The organism is Cyanobacterium sp. (assembly GCF_054166785.1).
The window spans coordinates 49,362-70,254 of the sequence record NZ_JBSZCP010000045.1 but is presented as its reverse complement, the minus strand read 5'-3'; the positions used below and the strand labels follow the sequence as shown (position 1 = coordinate 70,254).

Genomic DNA, 20,893 nt, shown 5'->3' with positions numbered 1-20,893 from the left:
TAAGTTTAAAATAGCACTTATATTCTATATGTTTAATTGGTTTCGTCGCAATAAAGATAATAGTCAAGAGCAGGTAAAGCAAGATGTTACCCCTACCCCTGAAATTCAAGAGGAAGTAGTTGAGAGGGAGGAGGAGGAAAAAACGTCTGCCCCCGATGAGCAATATTTGGAGTGGGCGAAAACGGCTTTTGCGAATATCCAAAAACAAAAGGCAGGGGTTGACACTGAGTCGGTGGAAACGGAAGCTGATGAGGAAGTGGTGGCGGAGTCTGAGGAGGCGCAAACCGTTGAGCAAGAAGAGGTAGTGGCGGAGGCTGAGGAGGAGGAAAAAGAAGAAGAAAAAGCCCCTGAGATGGGGGAAAATGTTCCTGCTTGGATGCAAAAGTCTGATCGCCTCGAAACCCTCAAGGAAACGGCTATGGACACCACGGAGGAGGAGTTGGATGAGGATTTTATGTGGTCGGCGCAGGTGTTGGCTTCTCAGGGTAGAAGCGCGGAGGATGTAAGTGCGGAGGAGTTTGAGTGGCTCAAAAAATTAAGGCAGGGGTTAGGAAAAACCCGACGAAACCTCATTAATCAATTAAAGTCCGTGGTAGGGCAGGGCCCGCTTAATGATGATGCGGTGATGGAAATTGAGGCGTTGTTGTTGAGTGCGGATGTGGGTGTGGAGGCAACGGATTATATTATTACTACCCTACAGGCAAAGTTACGGGAGGAGGCTTTACCCCCCGAAGAGGCGATCGCCTATTTAAAGCAAATCGTACAAACCCTGTTGGATAAACCCCTTGAGCATAGGGAAGATAAAACCTTTGAACCTCGAGAGGGTAAGTTAAATATTTGGCTTTTGACGGGGGTAAATGGGGCTGGTAAAACTACCACCATCGGCAAACTAGCTCACCTTGCCAAAACTTCGGGTTATAGTTGTGTGATTGCGGCGGCGGATACTTTTAGGGCGGCGGCGGTGGAACAGGTGAAGGTATGGGGAGAGCGCACCGATACCCCTGTGATTGCTAATCCTGGTAAAAATACTGATCCTGCGGCGGTGGTGTTTGATGGCATTAATGCGGCGATCGCCCGTAATGCTGATTTATTATTAGTAGATACCGCTGGAAGACTGCAAAATAAAAAGAACTTAATGGAGGAATTAGCAAAAATTCGCCGTATCATCGATAAAAAAGCCGTCAATGCCCATGTGGAATCTTTGGTGGTTTTGGATGCTACCCTAGGGCAGAATGGACTACGACAAGCTCAGGTTTTCTCTGAGGCGGCCGATTTAACGGGGGTGGTATTAACTAAGTTGGATGGTACTGCTAAAGGGGGCGTGGCGATCGCCGTTTCCCAACAATTAAACCTACCCATTCGCTTTATTGGTGCCGGGGAAGGCATGGAAGATTTACGCCCCTTCTCTAGTTTTGAATTTGTGGAAGCCTTGTTATCACAATAGTTAAGGGGTGCTGAAAAGTATTAACAAATAAACTTTTAATAATTTGCAGTATCAGATTCAGTTGGACAATCATCATGTAATAACCATCATCAAGGTAAAATTATAAGTGATTGTCCTGATTGTTTATATAGGGAGATGCTAAAAGCGAAAAAGGCGAAACAATTTTAACCGTCGGTAGAAACCTTAAATCCATCTGACTTTAAGTTCTGAAGGGAGGAAAATTATGTTGCCAATATGTCATTAGAGAAAATAATAAATTGTTTAAATCTTCTCGGGGCAAATTGCTATCTTTAGCCATCGATACTTCAATCCATAAACAACGACGATCTTGGATTAATCTTTCACCCTTCAACCATTGCCACAATTTAGGGAAATTTAAATAAAGGTCTTGATAATATGAAACAAATTGATTACTCGTAATACTAGACTTTCCCTCAACATTAACACAAGTAGTTAAAAACTTATTATTGTCATAGGTAAACTGTAAATAGTCATTGTTATTAATTAAAACAGGATCCGAATCTTGCATAATAGGTAAATCATGAAAATTCTTGTTGTAATAACCTTCAAGAGAAGCAAAAGTATTCACTACATAACGTAAATTTACAGTTAAGATACTTTCTCTTTTTCCATAAACATAACTCCTTTCTGATAAGATTATATTCCATCCTCTTTGCTCAGAACGAAGTTGTTCTATGGATACAATAGGATCATTATCTCTAAATACAGGATTTGTAGATGTGACAATACTTTTTTGTAAATTCCAGTCAGGAAATTCTATTTTTTCAGGAAAACTATATTGAGCAATGGGATTTGCCCCAGCAAGGGGATTAAAGACAAAACTAAACAAGATAAAAATTAAAACTACATTGGCAGAAATAAAAAAAACCCTGCTATGGTGTGAAGCATTTTTTCTAAAGGGAAATTGAATCTGACTGAGGGAGTCATTGGGAAGCTGTATTAAAATGATCGCAAAAAAAATACCAACCCCAATGCTAGTGAAAATATTTCCCCCTTCATAACCATGCCAATATTCAAAGGGGATGGGATCATTTACGACTAAAGCCATTATTATTAGTCGAATAATTGATAATATAAAACTAATTATTCCTGCTACACCAACTGATAATAATATTTTTCTTACAGATAAAGGAAATAATAAACTAATTATCAGTATGAGTCTTAATAATACAGTAAATAGTGGGATGGCAGTACATCCAAGATAAATATCAATTAAGCCATCATTAACATAAACTAAACTTCCTTCGGTTTGAGAATCAAAGCCCAAATACCATAGAACAAAAGAAGTAAACTTCGCAGAAATAACAGTTATGGATAAAATATCTGATCTACTTTCAAGAAGAGAGAAAAACTTTTCAAAGAAAACAACAATAACAATACTAAAAAATTGAAAACGGAACTGATTTAATCCTCGTACACCAGCAACAGTCAAAATATAGCCAAGAAAAACTAGGATAGAAATAAAATACCAAAAAACTGATGCCTCCATCAGAAAAATGTGTTTTGCTCGAAAATACAACAATAAAATTATGCTTAAACCAATTATTTTCTCCGCTAAATTAGATTTAGCATTTATTTCAATCTGTTTACTATAAATTTGATAATAAAGAGCAACAAAAAAAAGAAAATCTATGAGAAAAGAGTTAAAATTACTGATATAACGCCAGTAAAGAAGTAACTGTATTGTAATTAAAAAAGAAAGAAAAGATAGAGACAAAAAGTCTTGATTTATTTTGTGAGAATATTTTATTGATAAAAATGGAAGTACAGATAAAAATTTTGACATCGTTATACTATGGGCAGGGTTTACTTAAAAAAGTTCTTTGGTTCAGGTAGGTATCTACTGTTTTATATAACATCAATGGCTAAAACTTAATTTCATGAAACCCTACTTGACAATGAAAATTTGATAGCACAACATAGTTGTTTTATAAATAAAAAGTTACTTTACCTATATTCCACCAGATAATTATAAAAGCTAAACTAATCAATAGTCCTGTAATAAAGGTCTTTACGCTATTTTTTCTGATTCTCAGGGTTTCTTCACTTTTTGTTGTTTGGGCGTTATTTTCAATATCTGATTTAACAATGGTTAACTGTTCTTGAATTTGCGTTGTTAGTTCAGATGTAGGAATGGTTGCTACGGTGTTCATGGGTAAACCTATGGATTGAGCAATTAATCTTAGTTGATTTTCGTCCGATGTTTGTTGTAAATTGGATTCTAATTGTGAAATTTCACCTAACCTTGTTTCTGCTTCCCTATTAATTTGATTTTGTGTTATGGTCGTTATGCGATTTGTGTTATTAAAAATTAGTGGGGTTGATAATAAAAATAAAACAACCATTGTAAAAATTAACCAACGAATCAATTTGATCAGAAAAAAATCAAGATAACGAGAACCCGTCTGATTATCTTTAAAATAGCGAGTGATGATAAAACCTAAACTGATTAAAAAACCCCAACTATTTTCCACTAATGCGCTCAAGGTTTGTAGTTCCCAGACAGGATTTTGTAGTTTGATAGGGTATAGTATATGGGCATAATTAACAATCCCTCCTACAAACATAATATAACCCAGAATAGGTAATAAACCCGTCATATTCTTGGTTAAAGTTTTATCTATTACTCTTTCTGTGGCAGGATATTTTTGGAACAGTCTTACAAAGTTGCGAGGAATTTTACTAAATGTCCGAAATATTTTTTTTCGATTCATATTGAGTTAAATAATCTGAGTAAAAAAACCGTTAGAAATAACTAATTCAATGCTTTATAGTAACAAAATACTAGAATTCTTGCCCGTTACTTTTTGCACGGGCAAATAAATAATATCAAGCAAACTGTCTTACTATTTTTTAAGTTTGTTTTTTCCCCACAGACCTAAACCGAAAAGAACGCTTGCTCCCAAAACGGGTAAAGATTCCGCCTCAAAAGGAACTGCCGTGGCAGTTCCAGTGAAGTTTGTTCCTAGTCCAAGTCCTTCGAACCCTGAGAGGGCAAAAGTATTCCCAATATCAGCAGATTGTCCAGTAATTAGAGTAGGCGAAAAGCTAAAAGACAAGGTTGTTGTTGGCGAAGTTCCTTGCTGGAAGGTAAAATTTGTTCCGTTTCCAGATGTGAAGGTGTCAGTGATATTATTATATGTTGTCACTGAGTTGCCCCCGTCTAGCCTAGATATATTGTATGTACCAACGTTATTTCCATTAAAGTTAAAAAACCCTGATAATGTATTACCATCAGTGAAAGTACCTGATAGATTGTATTGGACGAAAGCCTGAGCGGCATTCATAAAACCACTAGCTAAAACCCCAGTGGTGGCAATTAGCCCCAGGGGAATGATTCTATTTTTAATTTTCAGCATATATTTTTCATTGGGATTGTGATTATCTTTTACGTTAACAATAGCATAGTTGAACTGAAATCCTACACTTAAATTTTAGGAGCGAAAAATATAATATATAAGCGTTGTGTCAATTTTTGATTTAGCTTCAGATCTCTATAAAATAGCCTTAATTTTTTTTTTAGGTTACTATAGAAGATTAGTCGATTTCGATGCAAACGGTAACAACAGTAACAGAATAATAATCAAATTATGGCAGGCTCTCAGGTAAACGCAGACATTTGGATTAGTGAATATATCACCCCTTACGACATATATGTTCATGGCATCACCAACATCTTAGCCCACAAAAAAACCCCCTATCAGGATATGTCCATTGTGGAAAGCGGTGTTTATGGTAAAGCATTGGTATTGGATGGTAAATGGCAATCTTGCACTGGGGATGAATTTTTATACCATGAAGCGTTAGTACACCCTGCCATGATAGCCCACCCCAACCCTGAAAACGTACTTATCCTTGGGGGTGGAGAAGGTGCTACCACTCGGGAGGTATTTCGTTGGACAGCTGTTAAAAAAGCCATGATGGTGGACATTGATGGGGATGTGGTGGAAGCCTGTAAGGAGCATTTACCAGAGATGCACCAGGGTTCTTTTGATGATCCTCGTTTAGAATTAGTTATTGGGGATGCTTTTAATGTATTGGATAATAGTGAGGCTCAATGGGATGTAATTATTTCTGATCTCTCTGATCCTATCGAGGAAGGTCCTTCTTTTCAACTATTTACCCAAGAATATTTTGCTCAATTAAAAGGATGTTTACGGGATAATGGTATTGTGGTAATTCAAGCTGGCCCCGTTGCCCCTGCTAATTTACATATTCACGGAAGATTAGTAAATACCCTCAAGGCTGTGTTTACCAATGTACACTCCTATTTTACCCCTACTTGTACCTATGGCTCTGCGTGGGGTTTTGCCATTGCTTCTGAGCAAAGTTTTGATACTATGCCCAATCCAGAAAAAATTGATCGTCTTCTCGAACAAAAAACCACCAATGATTTTCGCTCTTTCGATGGTATTAGCCTTTTAGGAATGTTACAAACCCCCGGTTATATCCGTCAAGCTATCAAGAATGAAACTGAGGTTTACACCATGAAACAACCTCCTAAATTCTTTGGTCAAGGTATTAACGGTTAGAATTGATAATGGATTATTAATAATAATGGAAAATTGGTCGATCGCCCATAGTTCGGAGTTATATCATATTGAAGGATGGGGACATCCTTATTTTGGTATCAATGGGGCTGGTAATGTCACCGTATCCCCTAGGGGAGATGAGAAAAAACTAGATTTATTTGAGTTAGTAGAGAATCTAAAAAAAAGAGATGTTAATCTACCTTTATTAATCCGTTTTTCTGATATTTTAGCCGACAGATTAGAACGTTTACATCAATGTATGGATGAGGCGATCGCCCGTTACAATTATCCTAATATATATAGGGGAGTATATCCTGTAAAATGTAATCAACATAAGCAATTGGTAGAAGCCCTAGTAGATTATGGTAAACCCTATCATTTTGGTTTAGAAGTAGGTTCAAAACCTGAATTGATGATTGCCCTAGCTACCCTTGATATTGATAAAACAGGGGAAACTTTGTTAATTTGTAATGGTTATAAAGATAAAGAGTACTTAGAAACTGCCCTTTTAGCTCAACAATTAGGACATAATTTAATTATTGTGGTTGAACAAATAAAAGAGCTTTTTATTACCCTTGAATTAGCCGAAAAATTAAACCTAAAACCTCAAATTGGAGTTAGGGCAAAACTAAAAACTAAAGGTAGTGGACACTGGGGAAATTCCACAGGGGAAAAAGCCAAATTTGGGCTCACTATCCCTGAAATTTTAACAGTTTATAAAACCCTCGAACAAAAGAACTTATTAGACTGTCTTAAATTACTCCATTTCCACATTGGCTCACAAATTTCCTCCATTGCCGTCATCAAAGACGCTATCAGAGAAGCAGGACAAATTTATGTACAGCTTACCCAGATGGGTGCAGGGATGAAGTATTTAGACGTAGGAGGTGGTTTGGCGGTGGATTATGATGGCTCAAAAACCAATTTTTATGCCTCCAAAAACTACAATATGCAAAACTATGCTAATGACATCGTAGCGGGGATAAAAGACTGTTGCGATGAAGCGAATATTCATCCTCCTATTCTTGTGAGTGAAAGTGGCAGGGCGATCGCCTCTCACCATTCCGTGTTAATCTTTAATGTAGTCAGCGGTAATACTCCTCCTTCCCAATTACCTGAAGTTGTCCAAGAAAAAGAACATCTACTTATCCGTAATCTGTGGGAAACTTACGAATCCATAGACGAAGAAAACTATCAGGAAATGTACCATGATGCGGTGCAATTCAAGGAAGAAGCCATCAGCCTATTCAATTTTGGTTATCTCTCCCTTACCCAAAGAGCTAGAGCAGAACAAATATACTGGGCTTGTAATCATAAAATTTACGACATCATAAAAAGTCAAACCTATGTTAGTGACGACTTAGAAGAATTAACTGATTTGATGATTTCCACCTACTATATCAATCTTTCTGTGTTTCAATCAGCCCCCGATGCTTGGGCCATTGATCAACTTTTTCCTGTGATGCCTATTCACCGACTTAATGAAAAACCTACGGAAAGAGCGATTTTAGCTGATTTAACCTGTGATAGTGATGGCAAAATAGATAAGTTTATTGATTTATTAGATGTTAAAAAAAGTTTAGAGTTACATAAACTAGAAAATAGTAATAATAATACAGAAAATCCTCAATATAAACCATATTATTTAGGGATGTTTTTGGTGGGTTCTTATCAAGAAATTATGGGAAATTTACACAACCTTTTTGGAGATATAAATGTGGTTCATCTCGCCAATGAAAATGATAATTATCAGCTGCAATATATTGTTAAGGGAGATACGGTGGCTAATGTTTTGGAGTATGTAGAATATAAGTCTGATGAACTCCAAGAAAGGTTACGTCGTCTGACAGAGTGGGCTTTAACAGAAAATAAATTAACCCTTGAACAGTCACAATTATTACTAAAAAATTATGATCATAATATGAGAGGTTATACTTATTTGCAATAGTTTTCTCAGAATATTTACTAATTTTAATTCCCTTTTTTATACTAAAAATGAAGTAATTTCCTTAACTGTATTGATGAGGATAGTTGCACTGTTTTCTATGTCTTCATCGGTGGTAAATTTGCCGACGCCGATTCTTAATGCACCTTCTATTAATTCATCTTTGAGATTTATCGCCCTAAGCACATGGGAAGGGGCAAGGGTTTCTGAGGTACAAGCTGAACCTGTAGAGATGGCTAGTTTATCTCTGATTCTGGCAATTATAGCACTGTTGGGAATATCAGGAATGGATATATGGAGGTTTCCTGCGAGGCGGTTATCTATATCACCGTTGACGATTAGTGAGGGGATTTTGGCTTGTAATAATGATTGTAGATGATTTCGTTTAAGGGCGATCGCCCTTTCATCTTCGGCCATCTCTAATTGTCTTAGATAACAAGCCTCTCCTAAAGCTACTATCCCTGATACATTTAATGTACCTGAGCGTAGCCCGTTTTGATGTCCTCCCCCATAAATTAGGGGTTGTAGATGATGTCCTTTTTTGATAATTAGGGCGCCGATGCCCTTGGGGGCATATAATTTATGTCCAGAGATGGTTAAAAAAGTGATACCCCAATCCTCAAAGTGGAGGGGAATTTTACCCACTGCCTGAGACGCATCACATAGAAAAGGAATATGATATTTTTGGGCAATTTTAGCAATTTTTTTGATGGGGTAAATGTTGCCGATTTCGTTGTTAGCTGCCATGATACATAGTAAGGATGCCCCTTGGCTACAGATTTTTTCAAGATATTCTAAGTCGATTCTGCCTTTACCATCTACTTTCAACCAAGTTATTTTTCCTAATCCTCGTTTTCCCATGGCTTCGCAGGTATCTATGACGGCTTTATGTTCCAGGGGTGAGATAATGAAATGGTGAGGGGGTGTTAATCCTTGGATGACGGTGTTAATGCTTTCCGTTGCCCCAGAGGTGAAGATGATTTCTTGGGGTTTGCACTGGATTAAGTCGGCTATTTGTTGTTTTGCTTTTTTTATGGCGGTTAAAGGGCGATCGCCCCATAGATGATCTATACTACTAGGATTACCAAAATTATCGATCATCGAGTCATATATTACATCGAGTAAACGGCGATCGACTGGAGTAGTAGAATGATAATCTAGGTAGATAGAATTAGACATTTTCCATTTATCATATTTAACAGTTTTGAAAAAAAAATCATCATATGTAGTTAATGCTCAAAACCTTCATATAAAGCCTAGGTTTATATTACATCGACGACAATCTCTCTCTCATACTGTTTAAATTCATCATCCAGATTGTACAGTAAACCATGAATATTTTGCCGTAACTCTCGGGCAGGTTTTAAACAATTAAATAAATACTCCTCCGTTGTTAAATTAAGGCTAGGATAAAGTATTTTCAAAAAACCAGAAGCACTTTTTAAAATTGCATTTTCATCTCTTATAGACACCTTAGAAAGAAAATTAGTATGAGACTTTGCATAATGATAAAAACGATTATCCTTTCTCAAACTCAATAAAACATCTCCAAAAAAATCTGTTTTTAAACCTATCTGATGAGCCGTCATTTTCGATTGAAATTTAGGAATTTTCCATCCAGGGATAATACCAGCAAAACGATCTAACAAAGCCGTTTCTGAAAAGAACTTCGGTAGATTTTTAATTAAATTATCTTCATTTTTCGGACGTTGATAAGCATCTAATTCAATGTTAGCTAACAACACCAAACTGCAATCACTACTTATATCCGCAAACCCCGCGCGATTATAACGCCCATTAGCCAAATAAGTTTTTAAAGGACCAATCATTTCATCAGGATTATCAAAAGTCAAACTTTGAACTTCATCTAGCACAGTAACATCATAAGTACCCAATAAACCTATTTCCCCAGTTCTACCATTAAAAAATAAACGTGGTGCCGTTATTTTCCCTCCACTTACCACCATTACCTTACTATTAACATTCTCATAAAAGAAACTTTTTCCCGTGCCTTTGGGTGCCAATTCCATGACATGATAATTAGATTCTACTAAGGGTAATAATCTACTCAAAACCCATATTTTTGCCTCATTATTATAGGCAGAATCTTCAGGATTTAAACCCATAGAACAAAACATTAAATCCCGCCATTCTTCAAAGCTAAATTCATCACGACATTGGGCATAATATCTTAAATCTACTTCAGAAGATTGAAAAGGATCAAAACTACAAATATTAATATTATGTTTTCCCTGCTCATTAACAATATAACTAAGGGTTATTTTTCCCCATAATCCTCTACCTAGTAATAAAGGATTTTTTTCAAGAATGTCAGGCTCGATGTCACATTCTGTAAGATTTAAAATAGGGATACTTGCGAGGGGTTTTTGTATTTCATCCGTAGCTTTTTCGAGGGGGATTCTTACTTTTAACTCGGCAATTAGCTGATATTCTTCCCCTTGATAAACTCTATACTTGATTCTTTCCTTATCATCTTTTCTAGGAAAGGCTTTCATAACCAAACTATTCACCTTATCATGTTCTGCATTACTTAAATCCCCTCTACCCGGTACAATTTTATCTAATATCCATTCAGCCACAAAACTAGGCACTCCTACCTTATTCAATCCGCTAGATGGTAGTCTTGTTTTATCAATGGAGTATTCGCCGAATACTTGATTTACTAAATCATTATCATAGGAACTAATTTGATTCATTGTTTTATTTATAGGTAGGTGAGATAAAAGGAATGTAATGTAAAGAGTAGATATTTATGATATGGGGTTTATAAAAAATTATCAACTCCCGTGGAAAATCCACTAATATATCCAGTATTTTCTTTAATTAAATTAAACCTAGATAGCATTTTACTTTTATCAGTTAATTCTCCTAAACTAGCTTTAATATTTTCTTTTGCTAACTTTTCCACTTCGATTTCTTTTGTTTTAATAATTGTGACCATTTGTTTTTCTATGTCTTCCTCTAATAAACCTTGCCCTTTTAGTTGTGCTTTTTGTAATTCTAATTGGTTATTAAATTCTTTTGATTTGAGATTAGTATCAATTCCTTTTCTAATATAGTCTTGTCTTAGATTGAAAATAGATTCGATAATACTCGGTAATATTTTTAAATATTTTTTGGTTAAATCTGGATTTTCTGAACTATTTAATTCTTCTAGTAGAGATTGATGGCTATATTTACAATGAACTATTTCTAAGATGGCATAACGAAAAAATATCCATTGACTCTCATTTAATTCTTTAAGATGAAGATGCAACAAACCTCTTAAACCTAATTCACTGGGGTTAAATACATTTATTCTTGACTCTGTGATTAAACCAGTTAGGGTATGGTGTAAACTATCGGATGATGATGAAAAATATTTGTTTAAAGCCTTTAAATATAATTGAGAAATAAACTTAGTAATTCTCAGTCTTTCTTCATAGGATGTATATTGATTATTTTCAATCATTAACTCCACAATAGAATGAATAGTCATGGGATAACCTAATTGAAAAGCCTGAGTAGAAACGGCATCTAAAATGGATTTTGCTTTGGCTAATAATTCCTTTTTTTCATTTTCGCTATTATTCTCTAAAAAGCGATCGCACTCTATACTAAACAATTTACAAGCAGTATTTAACTTTATTTTATTTTCCCAACTTTCAACGGCTTTTAAGGTATTTTTTGCATCCTTTAACTGATTATGAAGATAATCACTAATATTTTTCCCCTCTTCCTGATACTTATTAAGTTTATCCTTGAGGCGATGAATATGATCTTCAAAAATTGCTTGAACTGCACTCCCTTCAAACAATAAATTAAAAGATTTAATGTGAATTTCTTCGGTGCGTAATAAAGGAGTTTGTAGTTGTTGATAAACTTCCCTCATGGCTTGGTTATAAACCGCAAAAGGAATAAATTTATCAAACAAAGATAACAAAACTACATCTGTTAAATTCCCCAATAAATTAACCGCTAATTGTACCTGTTGTAATGGATGATATTTTCCCGAAAAACGATCATAATAATTCCATTTTTGCTCTAATTCCGTACCCTTTAATAAATCCTCGCAACGCTCCTTGTTTTTTGTGCGACGACTATGGGTAATATCTTTCGTTGACTCATCAAGATTAAAAGCATCTTTCATGCCAAAACTAATGGCACAATGAATTTTATGTAATGCCACTGCAGTACAATATTCCAATTGCCCCGTCACCACTTCACTTTTACGAGTATCGGCATCGGAAAGACTATCACCAAAAGCAAAGGAATAAATACGAGCCAAGGAAGAATTTTCTTCTCCCCTATCTTTTAACTGGGATAGGGTGTTACGCATCATACGGGCGGCTAAATCTTCATCGTCTAATAATAACTCCCTTGATGGACTAATGCGTTTAGCATTTTTATTCACTACCACAAAGATTTCTCGACAGACACTTTTTAAGTCAATCCCTTGGGTTTGTAAAGCCCTATTACCTTCATACAAATCAGGAAAAAAAACAATACAAACAGGCAATTCTAAGTTTTTTATTTGCTGTTGATTGACTTGCAAATGATTGTAGTAAGAGGCGTATTTATTATCTCCCCATTTTTGATTTATGGTGCGATGAAGGGCTAAAATTGCCATAGCTCGATGTTGCCCATCAACAATTATTAAAGCACTTTGTTTTTGGTTATATTTTAATACTCCTAAAGGGGTTAATTGTCCATCTAAAGTATGCTTTTCAAATTCAAATAAATTACCAAAATTCATGGATGTATCGGTTTGATGGGTGAGAGGAGGATAGTAGGGTAATATACCTGATTTATCGATTCTTTTGGGTGCTAAAACAGCTAAGATAGGCGGGAAAAAACGAGCATTGGAGCCACTTTCACCGAGTAGGTAGGGAATTAAGTCATTGGCTACCCTTGAATCATCTAAGTCTCTTTGTAATAATTCGTCAAACGTTAATTCTTCAATTTTGAAAATTTCTCGCCAAGGCACCATTTGATCTGCTAAACTGTTTTCCCAACTATTTTCTACTCCTGGCTTCATTTTTGTGAGTAAATATTGGGCGGTAATATGTTTATTTTCTGATTCTATGGTGAACTCTCCGTAAGTACCATAAATAGGTTGTTTTTGGACACCAAAGTTTAAATTCATGATTGATTATTTTCTTCTATTTTATTTAGTTAGTAAAGATGAAATTCTACAATGTTACTTTGTGATTGAGATTTGATAAAATAACTAAAAGTTAATTAATTTTTCAATTTATCTATTAACATTCTTTCAAAATAGATAGTTCAGTAAATTATAAAATTTGTTTAAGTTGTATCCATTAAGTCAGATAATAAAGGACTAATCATTGTTTTTAATTCTGGAATATCACGATTAACCACATCCCATAAAGTATCAATATTAATTCTGTCGTATTGATGAGCTAAAATATCTCTCATTCCTGCAATTTCTTTCCATGGAACCGTAGAATTATTGCTACGAAAATCTGTTGATAAACGTTTAACGGCTTCACCAATAATAATTACTTGATAAAGAATCGCTGATTGTTTTTCTTCATTAGTTTTTAAATCTGATTTTGTCAAATCTTTTGAAAATAATACAATACGATGAATAGCATTATAGATGTCAAGTAAAGAAGCGTTATCTCTGTTCATAAATAGTCCGTGCCGTGTTTAAAATTTCATTACGTCGAATCCAATTATCACTATTTTTAATAGAGTCTTTAATGGTAATATCAACAGGATAATTAAGTAAGAATTCTAATTGAGATTTCAGTTTAGAAATAGTTAGTAAACCTTGAGGTGCATTAGGGATAAAAGAAATTAAAAAATCAAGGTCACTTTTTTTATGAAAATCATCCCTTAAAACAGAACCAAATAAAGCCATTTCTTTGATATTATATTGTTGACAAATATCGAAAAGTTGATTAGGGGAAATGTTTAAACGTTGTTCAATTTGAGCATCAGATAGTAATAACATAATGATTAGTTAAAATTACAAATTACACACTAAGCAGGGCAAGGTTGAATCCTCCTCATCTAATACCGATTCCAAAGCCTCGGCTAGAGAGCGATTCGGAGCTTTTTCTTGTTTACGGACGATCGCCCTTTGATGTTGTGCTATGATGTCATCTTTACGCTCTAAAAGCTCTAATAACGTCTCTCCTTGAGTCCAAGTATATGTCCTACCATCCCGATGATTTGATTCATATTCCACCGCCTTCGCAAACAAATCAGGATGATTTTCCGCCAACATCACCCATTCATACTTGCGTTGAAAGAAACAAAAGAAACAACCAGAGCGACTACGCCATTTATAATATTCAGGTAAACCGATACCGCTTTCTTCGAGTAAACGGATAATATCAGCCTTTACCAAACCCCTTTCTTTGAAAGGAAAAACGGGCTTAATATTCGGTTTTGTAGAGATATAACCTTCCCTATTTTCATCCGCACGAATGCCGATGTAGCTGATAGCCTCATCATCCCCCACAAACTCCTCAAAAGGCTTAATCTTCATTTTCACCGTACACCAGCGCATCTGAGGAGAAGGTAATAAACCATCATGAATCGCCAACCAATGATCAAAACCTCTTTTTTCGCTAAGATAATTTATTTTAATACCTAAACGAGCCTGAATGCGATCGAGGTAATCGTAAGTTTCCTGTAACTCCTTATGAGTATCACAAAAAAAATACTCCATATTAGGGATTTCCTTATGCAAAAGAATAGCTAACGCCGTGCTATCCTTACCCCCCGAAAGCCCTAAAACGTGCCTAGTTTTCTTCCCTGTCATCAACTATATTTCAACAGTAAATTGTATCTCTAACCATAGAATAGCAAGATTCAACTCAGGGCGGTTGGGGGAATTTTTATCAAATCAAAGATAATTGAACTCAAAACTAATCCCCTCGGTAATCCCCAGTAGTTTGTAAATTTTTTTTAACCATAATGCCAATTAGTAGAAAAACCCTGTATTTCTGCCAAAGAAATCAAAGGCTTAAAAGTTTTTTGATAAGCCTTCATCAAAATCTCTAATTTTAATAAATCATTCGGCTCATTTATTCTTAAATCACTTAGATAACAGTCAATATAATTCAACCACTTTTTTTGAGGTAAAATTTGATGAGAAATAATTAAACCTTGATGTTGCAAACTAATAAACTTATCCAAATAATCAGAAGCAGGGATATTATTAGATTTAGCTGAATTAACATGATGAATACTAGGAATTAAATTCCATAATTGATCATGGGCAACAAATGACCATGGTAAATAATGATCTACAGAAATACTATGCTTATCCAAAATATTATCGGAATAAATACATTTTAAAGGCTGTTTTTCCATAATTAATTTCCAATATTTTGCCTGTTGAATAAGAGATTTTCTTTGTACTAAAGGAAATAACTTTCTTGCTAAATTAGGACTGTTAGGATTATTTTTTTGCATATAATTTAACCACTCCCAAGCAACCCAACCCTTAAGAATTATAAAGTTTTCCTTGATATAATTAATCCATTCAGGATGAACAATAATACTATCGACTAATTTATAATTATCAAAATTAAAGCAATATAAGGGCTTTTTTTTCTTAAAACAATTTTTCGATAACATAATAATACTACCATTCACCTCACCATCTTTTATTCCTCGTAATTCTTCAGCGAAAAAAGGTCTAATTAAACGAAAAGGAACATAACGCATTAAACTATTAATAACATCATCCACATCATACCCATTGATGATAGAAATTAATACATCTTTTCTTGTAATGGCTTCTTTCTCGGATTGTATATTAAGCCTATCTAACTTAAGAGAAATTTGATCCTGTTTACCAAAAGATAACTTAAAAAATACATGGGGATACCAAGCATTTGCCAACATTTCAATGACTAATTCCCGAAAGTGGATTGGTTGATAATCAAATAAATTTCTTTCCAAAATATCTAGTAAAGCACTAAAAAAAAGATACTTATAGGAGTTAGTCGTGGAGTTAAATAATTGACTGAAAACTGAAATATTCAGAGAATAAGAAGGAGGTAAAGATTTATTATCCGCAAACATAAAATTACTTTAAAATCTTTTCCGTAAGTTTAGCAAGAATAGTCTCCCTTAACTGTTTATCCTTGGGTAACATAGCTAAAATTTCCTCAACTTTTTGATTAACTTCCGACTCCCTTTGATTATCTATCCATATCATGTGATTGGTTTCTTCCCCGTCACTGCGGGTAACGGTAATTCTTCTGGCGGATAATCCTTCACCTTTTACTTTTACTTCTTCTTGGATAGCTTCTAAATTACTAAACTTACGGGATAATTCGGCAAGTTTACTTTGAAATAAACTAACATCTTCGTCTTTCCACGATTCCGCTGGTTTGTCGGCGACAATCATCATCAAAGCCTCTAACCATTGTTTATCATTTTTGGTTTCATCACATACCGCTTGGGTAAAACGTTTCAAAATTGGTTCAACACATTTATTTTTAAGGTAAGATGCCCTTACCCGTAAGTCTTCCCTGAGTTTTGTGGCTTCGTTTCTTACCCCAAAGGCAGAATATAATAAGGATTGACATTCACTCAAGAGATTCTCGTAGGCGAGGTTAATTTCTCTTAATGCTTTGATTAATTGAGTTTTTAACTCTTTAGCGGTGATGCCGTCTTTTTCTTTGTCGGCGGTGATGGGGGGTAAATTACAGGCTTGGGGTAGTTGTTTAAATAATAGTTCGTCAGGTTCGGCGGTTTTTTGTAAAATGGTTAAAATCTTGAGGGCTGTTGGGCTTAATTTTTTGGTTTGTAGAGTATAACGGGGAAGTTGTTTAACAAATTGATATAGGGGTGTGACAACGGTTAGGAGGGTGGCGTTACGAATGTTACTTTTTGCTTTGGTTTGGGGATTACGCAGGATAGCTTCTAATTCTTGGAATACTTCTCCCCTTAATCCTTCTATGGCAAAATATTTTACGGCATAACGTTCGGGATTTTTGACTAATAATTCTAAATGTTCTTCTCCTAATACTGGTATAAATGTACCATCTTGATATACCCCTACTTCTTCTTTGTAATACAGTAATACGGCGGTAAGAATGATGGGGATGATGCCTTCTTTTACTCCGTAGGGGGGAAAAGATAACTTCTGATATAGTTGGGCGATATTTTGGGGATTTTCGGTGGCTGATGTACAAAAAAGGGCGATCGCACTCCAAACCTCATCTATATTAGGATTATCCCCACCCATCGGCGCATAAATACCCCACTCTTCTTCCACTAAGTCTGTAGTACCTACGTAGGGGGGGGGTAGTATGTGGCTCAGAATCTTTACTATCAGTAGATTTGAGAATATTTTCAGTCGAAGATATAGGGCGATGGATACCCGTTTCTCGCAACAAAGAATAATACATCGTTACTTCAGGCCCATAACCAGAAAAACCAAGATTAGATAAACTAAAGTGGTTAATCATCGCTGTAATTAACTCCCTCCTTGCCTTGCTACCCTGAGAAGTAAGATTGCGACGGTTTATCAACTCATTCCAGAGAATGGGAGTTTTAATAAAAGTCTCATCACACAACCGAGAAAGATAACCATTCAACTGCCCTACACTTTTGACGGGGGTTAACTCTCCCCCAATCCAACAACGACACTCCCCCCGACTAAAATCGAAAATACTATTCAAAGTTTCATCTAAAGCCTTTTGCGCCTCCATAAGACGATAACGCACTTCTTTTCTTGCCACCCCATCCGACTGCAACTCCTTCGCCTCATTATTCATGCGATTCAAAGCGCTAAATTCTTGGGCTTGTAACCGCAAAACCTGTAAATTATTAGTAGTAATCATGATAACGGGTAAACCATTAACGGTTTTTTGAGGAAAAGTAGGGGGAATTTCCTCCTCCAACCAATAACCTAACCAACCATCCGCCGAATTGTCTTCACACTCTACCTTATCCAAGCCAACGGAAGCATCGAGATAATGTCTTTCAAAATAACGTAATGTGCCTGTTTGATAACTATGTCGTTGGGCAATAATGGGTTTGAGAGGGCGTAACTGGGATAAAAGTTTGGCTAAACTAGACTGGTCTTGCTTTAAATAGGATTCTAGTTCATAATCAATGTTATAGTCTGAACCTTCCCAGATTCTCAACTCATCAATTTGTTTACGATGGGTAATTAACCCTTGTCGTAGAAGTTGCTCAATTTTTTCTTGCCAATAGTTAAATTTATCGTCATCCTCGCCATCACAAAGACTATGGGCGACTAAATCACGGGTTGCCCTAGTAATACCTGTAATACTAACTAAGTTTAGTAAACCGATCGCCTTTAGTAACCGCAAACTATCCTCATCTAGGTGTTTAGCATCGTTGATTAAGTCATAAATTTCTACCCATCGTTGAAAATTTACCACCCTTGTCAAACCCATACCCACGGAGGAGATAAAATAATCATAGATTTGATCGAGTTTTAGGGTAGGTAAACTATCATCGTTAATAACCGTCTCCTCTAAAAACTTTTTGAAAGAAAAAGGCTCATCGGATGTGATAAAAGTAAATAAGGTGCGATCATTCTGGGCATACTTTACGCATAAGACTGGTAAAATTAAAGCACTAAGGGGATGAAGGGGATAAATATTTTTAATTAAACTTTGTTCAATTTTTTCTAACTTGAAAATATATTCTAATTTTTGATACCAATAACAGCTATATTGGTCAATTTTTTTCTCTAAATCATTATCAATATTTGGGCTAATAGCTTCAGAGATTAACTTTATCATCTGCCCCGTGGATTCAGTAAAGGCAATATCTTCAAATCTTCCCGTAATTTTTGACCATTCATTCCGTTGAATAGTAGCCAACCTTTGTCCATATTCTGTAAAGGCTTGGTGTAGGATACCTAAAATGTAAATTCTCTTACCTTCAATCGCTTCTAATTCGGCTAATTGTTGTAATAAATATAGATCTTCTGCCCCTTGATTATAAACGGCATATTCTAGGTTTTTTCCTAGTTCATCGATTACTAAAATAATATCTTTTTTGGTTTGTAAAAGAATATCTTTTATAATGCTAATAATAGCTGTATTTTGTACTGTTTTATTATCCTTAATTCGCCCTTCTAAATCCTCTAATTGAGAAATAAATTCCTTTGATAATTTACCCCCAATATCTTTTAATCCATTAATTAAAGCCCGAATAATAGTTAAACTAATTGCTTCTCTTTGACTAACGGCGATCGCCCTTACCATGCCATCATCAGGAACATTAGTAAGAATAACTTGATCGTTTATAGTACGATTAACTATATCTAAAGCCTTAACTTTTAAAGAATTTTTTGTATTAGCTAATAAAGAAATTAAAAAATGAACAAAAGCAGATTTACCAGTACCATAAACCCCCGTTAAAGTCCAACAATTATATTTATTTTCTCCCCTTATTCCCAATAAAACACGCCTTAAAGTGTCAACAGATTTATCCGTTAAAACATAACCATCTAAAGCCGAAACATCATTAAAATCCCTTTCTAAATTAATAGAGCGACCATAACGACGTTGTAAAGTAAAATAAGAAGATAAATTCATAATCATCAGGATAAAAAACTTGAGTTCGGGATAATATTTTTGGTTAAGATGGGAAATAGGGAACAGGCAATGGGCAATAGTGATTATATTTTTAATAATTAATTATTTTGATCATGGAAGTATATTTAGTAGTTGATTTAATTATTATCTAGTTTTAGACTATCACTTAAAGCCTAGTTTTACTAATAAAAAAGAGTTATAAACTGACTTTAAATAGGTAGATATAGCATTATTATGAAAGATAAATTATTATTAAATATTGATTTTAAGGCAATAACTGATTTTCAATTAAATTAAACCGTGCCATTCGTAATTATACTAAACATAAATAACTGAAAGTTCACGAATTTTGGAAGATTTAAGAAGTAAAACCATACCTTTTATTTAAAAAATATTATCAATTATCAATTATTAACCGTCAATTATTTAGAAAAAAATCATCAAGAATATTATCCGCCAAATCAAGAGGATTACCATTAAAAGATAACTGAATTAAACCAGCCGTATCCGCCAAAAAAAGATTATCACACTTCCGAATCATGGTATCAATAGCACTCAGTAAAGCCTCCTCCGTCAACTTGAAAACTAACCCCGGACTACCATAATCATAAAGTAATCGGCTGATACTAATGGTTGTCTGATTGTCACTCACCCAACTAGCATATTCCAAACAAGTAGCCACAACAATTTCAGGGGATAAACTGGGTTTATTTCCAAAACGAAAACGATAATTCTTACCATTGAGGGGCTGATAAATTAACCCCAATGGGGCAAAAGGAGAATCGATAGAATCCTCTACAAATCCATCATTACTACTATCCACATACATTCTCAAAATACAAGTAACATCTTTCGTAAGGGAAGAATCGGCAATATTAGGCTTAATTTCATCCCGAAAAACCTTCAAGCCATTTACTAAATCATCCCGACTAAATTCAGTGTCATTGAAAAGATTAAAAGCATAATACCATGAAGTTCCAGTGCAAATAGGCTTAAGGAAATTCCAGTGTAATAACCACAAAGAAGCAGGATTTTCTAAATATTTATCCCAGCCATTCTCTCCCAACAATCTTCGTCCAAAATCAGAAGGTTTGTCATCATTATCCGTGATTTTAAAAGCATTGCACCAATAACGGATACTCCTCACCATGTTTTTACCCACCCCCAAACGAATGGGGGCATCATCGGCCTGAAAAATATTATTATCGTTATCAACGGCGCTAAAACCTTTATTTAACCATCCCCATCGAGGGTGGAATGTCTCATGACGGGCAAAGATTGGAGTTACGGGGTTGTCTAATAGATTCAACTCCAAGTTAGTTTGAATCATTAAGTATTACTTGCTTATGGTTAATTTTTTTGTTCAATACAATTTTATGCT

At 35.0% G+C, this 20,893-nt stretch carries 16 protein-coding genes; 3 read left to right on the top strand and 13 right to left on the bottom strand.

Going from position 1 to position 20,893, the window contains the following annotated elements:
- Positions 1-28 precede the first annotated feature (28 nt).
- On the top strand, positions 29-1,444 hold the full coding sequence (gene ftsY / locus ACXITR_RS09400; RefSeq protein ID WP_457996970.1) for a signal recognition particle-docking protein FtsY: 1,416 nt from the start codon (positions 29-31) through the stop codon (positions 1,442-1,444).
- 199 nt (positions 1,445-1,643) lie between these two features.
- On the opposite strand, the gene ACXITR_RS09395 is transcribed toward ftsY, so the two are convergent.
- The 3 genes from ACXITR_RS09395 to ACXITR_RS09385 all read right to left on the bottom strand — a co-directional run bounded on the left by ACXITR_RS09395 (position 1,644) and on the right by ACXITR_RS09385 (position 4,824).
- Positions 1,644-3,251 (bottom strand): archaeosortase/exosortase family protein, encoded by a 1,608-nt coding sequence (locus ACXITR_RS09395; protein WP_457996969.1) that lies wholly within the window; start codon positions 3,249-3,251, stop codon positions 1,644-1,646.
- Between the two features lie 142 nt (positions 3,252-3,393).
- Positions 3,394-4,179 (bottom strand): HpsJ-like protein, cyanoexosortase A-associated, encoded by a 786-nt coding sequence (gene hpsJ-A / locus ACXITR_RS09390; protein WP_457996968.1) that lies wholly within the window; start codon positions 4,177-4,179, stop codon positions 3,394-3,396.
- Between the two features lie 132 nt (positions 4,180-4,311).
- The gene (locus ACXITR_RS09385) at positions 4,312-4,824 is read right to left on the bottom strand and encodes a hypothetical protein (protein ID WP_457996967.1); all 513 of its coding nucleotides are present in this window, start codon (positions 4,822-4,824) and stop codon (positions 4,312-4,314) included.
- 231 nt (positions 4,825-5,055) lie between these two features.
- Here ACXITR_RS09385 and ACXITR_RS09380 point away from each other — a divergent pair, with 231 nt between their 5' ends.
- Both ACXITR_RS09380 and speA read left to right on the top strand, forming a co-directional pair.
- On the top strand, positions 5,056-5,997 hold the full coding sequence (locus ACXITR_RS09380) for a spermine/spermidine synthase domain-containing protein (RefSeq protein ID WP_457996966.1): 942 nt from the start codon (positions 5,056-5,058) through the stop codon (positions 5,995-5,997).
- 25 nt (positions 5,998-6,022) lie between these two features.
- Positions 6,023-7,945, top strand: a complete 1,923-nt coding sequence (speA, locus tag ACXITR_RS09375) for a biosynthetic arginine decarboxylase (protein ID WP_457996965.1) — start codon at positions 6,023-6,025, stop codon at positions 7,943-7,945.
- Between the two features lie 36 nt (positions 7,946-7,981).
- Here the strand turns inward: speA and ACXITR_RS09370 are convergent, their stop codons facing one another.
- From ACXITR_RS09370 to ACXITR_RS09325, 10 genes are all read right to left on the bottom strand, one after another.
- Positions 7,982-9,121, bottom strand: coding sequence for a cysteine desulfurase family protein (locus tag ACXITR_RS09370; protein WP_457996964.1), 1,140 nt, complete (start codon positions 9,119-9,121; stop codon positions 7,982-7,984).
- 83 nt (positions 9,122-9,204) lie between these two features.
- Positions 9,205-10,659 carry a BREX system Lon protease-like protein BrxL gene (brxL, locus tag ACXITR_RS09365; protein ID WP_457996963.1) on the bottom strand — a complete coding sequence of 485 codons (1,455 nt, stop codon included), beginning with the start codon at positions 10,657-10,659 and terminating at the stop codon, positions 9,205-9,207.
- Between the two features lie 68 nt (positions 10,660-10,727).
- Positions 10,728-13,088: a DNA sulfur modification protein DndB gene (locus ACXITR_RS09360; protein WP_457996962.1), complete on the bottom strand. Its 2,361-nt coding sequence runs from the start codon at positions 13,086-13,088 to the stop codon at positions 10,728-10,730.
- Positions 13,089-13,249: 161 nt separating this feature from the next.
- On the bottom strand, positions 13,250-13,597 hold the full coding sequence (locus tag ACXITR_RS09355) for a HepT-like ribonuclease domain-containing protein (protein WP_457996961.1): 348 nt from the start codon (positions 13,595-13,597) through the stop codon (positions 13,250-13,252).
- Positions 13,584-13,922 (bottom strand): nucleotidyltransferase family protein, encoded by a 339-nt coding sequence (locus tag ACXITR_RS09350; RefSeq protein ID WP_457996960.1) that lies wholly within the window; start codon positions 13,920-13,922, stop codon positions 13,584-13,586. Before ACXITR_RS09350 ends, ACXITR_RS09355 begins: the two co-directional genes overlap by 14 nt.
- 15 nt (positions 13,923-13,937) lie before the next feature.
- Positions 13,938-14,738, bottom strand: coding sequence for a phosphoadenosine phosphosulfate reductase family protein (locus ACXITR_RS09345; protein WP_457996959.1), 801 nt, complete (start codon positions 14,736-14,738; stop codon positions 13,938-13,940).
- A 146-nt stretch (positions 14,739-14,884) separates the two neighbouring features.
- Positions 14,885-16,009 (bottom strand): HNH endonuclease domain-containing protein, encoded by a 1,125-nt coding sequence (locus ACXITR_RS09340; protein ID WP_457996958.1) that lies wholly within the window; start codon positions 16,007-16,009, stop codon positions 14,885-14,887.
- A gap of 4 nt (positions 16,010-16,013) precedes the next feature.
- A complete protein-coding gene (locus ACXITR_RS09335; protein ID WP_457996957.1) occupies positions 16,014-17,210 on the bottom strand; it encodes a hypothetical protein in 1,197 nt (398 codons plus the stop codon).
- Positions 17,167-19,512, bottom strand: a complete 2,346-nt coding sequence (locus ACXITR_RS09330; RefSeq protein WP_457996956.1) for a hypothetical protein — start codon at positions 19,510-19,512, stop codon at positions 17,167-17,169. The genes ACXITR_RS09335 and ACXITR_RS09330 overlap by 44 nt, the downstream gene beginning before the upstream one ends.
- Before the next feature lie 418 nt (positions 19,513-19,930).
- Positions 19,931-20,842 carry a DUF4007 family protein gene (locus ACXITR_RS09325; RefSeq protein WP_457996955.1) on the bottom strand — a complete coding sequence of 304 codons (912 nt, stop codon included), beginning with the start codon at positions 20,840-20,842 and terminating at the stop codon, positions 19,931-19,933.
- Between the last annotated feature and the right edge of the window lie 51 nt (positions 20,843-20,893).